The sequence below is a fragment of the Aquiluna sp. genome, from assembly GCF_965064355.1.
The window spans coordinates 1-3,028 of sequence record NZ_CBCHRQ010000104.1 but is presented as its reverse complement, the minus strand read 5'-3'; the positions used below and the strand labels follow the sequence as shown (position 1 = coordinate 3,028).

General features: G+C 54.9%; 4 protein-coding genes. All 4 read right to left on the bottom strand.

Features of this window, described 5'->3' with window-relative positions; translation table 11 throughout:
* A partial coding sequence (locus AC128V_RS07040; RefSeq protein ID WP_482763958.1) for a S8 family peptidase occupies positions 1-696 on the bottom strand: 696 nt, incomplete at its 3' end.
* Positions 687-1,178, bottom strand: a complete 492-nt coding sequence (locus tag AC128V_RS07035; protein WP_482763957.1) for a DUF501 domain-containing protein — start codon at positions 1,176-1,178, stop codon at positions 687-689. The genes AC128V_RS07035 and AC128V_RS07040, both read right to left, overlap by 10 nt.
* Entirely contained in the window at positions 1,178-1,684 is a 507-nt protein-coding gene (locus tag AC128V_RS07030) for an FtsB family cell division protein (RefSeq protein ID WP_482763956.1), read from the bottom strand. Before AC128V_RS07030 ends, AC128V_RS07035 begins: the two co-directional genes overlap by 1 nt.
* Before the next feature lie 69 nt (positions 1,685-1,753).
* The coding region (eno, locus tag AC128V_RS07025) for a phosphopyruvate hydratase (protein ID WP_482763955.1) at positions 1,754-3,028 on the bottom strand (1,275 nt) is incomplete at its 5' end.

The following is a 3,028-nucleotide window of genomic DNA, read 5'->3' as shown; positions in this document are numbered from 1 at the left end:
CTCGCCAGGATAGGCGCCCAGCAGGTCCTCAGCAGGAGCTGAGATGGCAACCCCGAGACCGGCTGTTGAAGCTTCGGCTGGTTCTTGATTCTTGGTTACTCCTCCGACTGAAACCACACCTGGAATAGTTGCTGGGGCGGATGGTCTTGAGGATTGATCGGTTCGATTTCCAGCGGCAGCAACCACCAAAACATCATTCTCGAAGGCGTAGCTAAACGCATCATCCCAGCTGCGCGGCCAAGTTTGCGAGTTTCTGGTCAGCGAGAGGTTGATGATATCTGCATCATGATCCACCGCCCACCTAACCGCCTGGGCAATCTGGTCATCGGTATTTGAACCCGGAACACCTAGGCCAATTGAAATAGCGAGCAACTTTGCTTTTGGAGCTACGCCGATTACTCCCGAGCCAGTGCTGCCCTGGCCAGCAATTAGCGATGCCACCATGGTGCCGTGGAAGGATGAGCTGCCCACCCCAGAGGTGCCATTTGGCACCCCGACAGTTGAGAAGTCAACACCGTCAATTACGGTGCCCAGTAAATCTGGGTGGGAAGAATCGATTCCGGTGTCGATAACTGCAATGGTTACGCCAGCTCCGTCTAGCTGAGTTTGATCAAAACCGTAGCTTTGAATCCACCAATTATCAGCAATGGTTGCAGGTGCCAGCAGAAGACCCAGAACCAATAGCGCTATACGCACCGGCACACCTCAGGAGACCATTCCAAAGCCTTTAGAGCCAAGTCGCCAATTGGATTTACACCCTCGCCTTTGGCTAGCGAATGACCGATAAGTGCGTGCAGACACTTGACCCTGGTCGGCATCCCTCCGGCTGAAAAATCTGCTATTTCCTCAACAACTTCAATGGCTTCCCGCTCAGCCAAATACTGCGAATGAGCTGCCGAGTACGCTATTGAAATCTCGCTGTCGGTTTGCAAGAGATCCTGCAGTTCAACCATGTAGCCAGAGGCCTCGAGGGTTGAAACCGCAGCGGTGGCTGCCGGTTGAGTCAGGTAGTAAAGCGTTGGAAATGGCGTGCCGTTGTCAAGCCGAGGGTTGGTCTTCACTACCAGTGGTCGACCACAAACACACCTTGAGGCAATCGCCAGGATATCCCTTGCTGGTCTGCCGAGTTGCCTGGTTACCTCAACAATGTCCTCTTGAGTGACGGGAGTCTCAGGCATTATTTTTCCTTGGGTTTATCAAGAGCTGCCTTGAGCCCAGATTCGATAAGTGCATCCACCCAGTTTTCATTTGCGGCAGCAACTTCCAAAGAAATTTCATCGGCATTGCGCTTGGCTGCAAGCAGTGCCCCAACGGTTCCTGAGGTGTCGGTGAAATCGAGTCCCTCGGTGTCCATCACAAGGTAGGAAACCTCACCCGGGAGCACGTAATAAAGCCGGTCTCGCGCTTGAGATCGAATGTAAACCGGGTCTTGCCAGCGATCACGCTCGGCTTGCATATCCTCAACATCCTGTTCGGCTTGCTGAATGCTCACCTCCATCTCGGCGATCTGTCGGCGCTGATTCAAAAAGGCCTGAACGTCAGAGGAGATTAGAAAGGTGCCGGCGACAATTACGAGAATGATGCTGACGGTGACGCTATTGAGCTTGACCGCGCGCAGCATCAACTTGCCCTGCGAAAGGGAAACTGGAACTTTTGCGTCCCGGGGATTAGTTGGTCTTGCCATAGCCAGAGCAGTTTAAGCGCGAAAGCCCGGGGAGGCGGATTGCCTCACCCGAGCATTCGCTAAATGAAACTATCCCTGGTAGCGAGGGAAAGCGCTGCGACCGGCGTATACAGCGCCGTCGGCTAGCTCTTCCTCAATGCGCAGCAGCTGGTTGTACTTGGCAACGCGCTCCGAGCGAGCTGGGGCACCGGTCTTGATCTGTCCGGCGTTGGTGGCAACCGCTAGGTCAGCAATGAAGGTGTCCTCGGTCTCGCCAGAGCGGTGAGAAATGATTGCTTTCATACCGTGACGCTGAGCAAGAGACACGGCATCCATGGTCTCGGATAGCGTTCCAATCTGATTTACCTTCACCAGAATCGCGTTACCGGCAGCAAGGTCAATACCCTTTTGCAATCTGGTTGGGTTGGTGACGTAGAGGTCATCTCCAACTAGCTGAACCTTGTCGCCAAGCACCCCGGTGATCTTGGTCCAAGCGGCCCAGTCGTCCTCGGCTAGCGGGTCTTCGATCGATACCAGTGGGAATCGAGCAACTAGATCGGAGTAGTAGGCGATCATCTCGTCGCTGGAAAGCTGCTTGCCCTCGAAGCTGTACTTGCCGGTCTTCTCATCAAAGAACTCGGTGGCCGCAACATCCAAAGCCAGCGCGATCTCGGTTCCAAGCTTGTATCCGGCAAGGCCAATGGCCTCAGAGATTAGCTCTAGAGCTGCTGCGTTGTTTGGTAGGTCAGGAGCAAAGCCACCCTCATCGCCCAAACCGGTGGCTAGGCCCTTCTCGGAAAGTAGCTTCTTGAGCTGGTGGTAAACCTCGACGCCCCAGCGAAGTGCCTCTGAGAAAGACTCGGCACCGTGAGGGACAATCATGAACTCCTGGATGTCAACACCGGTGTCGGCGTGAGCGCCACCGTTGATGATGTTCATCAGTGGCACTGGGAGGACGTGCGCGTTTGATCCGCCTAGGTAGCGGTAAAGCGGGAGGTTGGTTGACTCAGCAGCTGCCCGAGCATTCGCTAGGGACACACCCAGAATTGCGTTTGCACCAAGCTTGCTCTTGTTGTCGGTGCCATCGATTGCGATAAGCGCGTCATCCACCAAGCGCTGGTCTGCGGCATCAAAGTCAACAAGTGCCTCATCGATAGTTTCGATTACAGCGCGAACAGCGTTCTGAACACCCTTGCCTTGGTAGCGAGACTTGTCGCCGTCTCTGGACTCGTGTGCTTCGAAGGCACCGGTCGATGCGCCAGATGGCACAGCTGCGCGACCAAAGCTGTCGTCGGAAAGCAGAACTTCAACCTCAATGGTTGGGTTTCCGCGAGAGTCAAGAATTTCGCGAGCGCCTACAGCGGT

Coding starts and splice junctions, on each gene's coding strand:
- AC128V_RS07035 (WP_482763957.1), bottom strand. CDS start 1,178: ATGCCTGAGACTCCCGTCACTCAAGAGGACATTGTTGAGGTAACCAGG.
- AC128V_RS07030 (WP_482763956.1), bottom strand. CDS start 1,684: ATGGCAAGACCAACTAATCCCCGGGACGCAAAAGTTCCAGTTTCCCTT.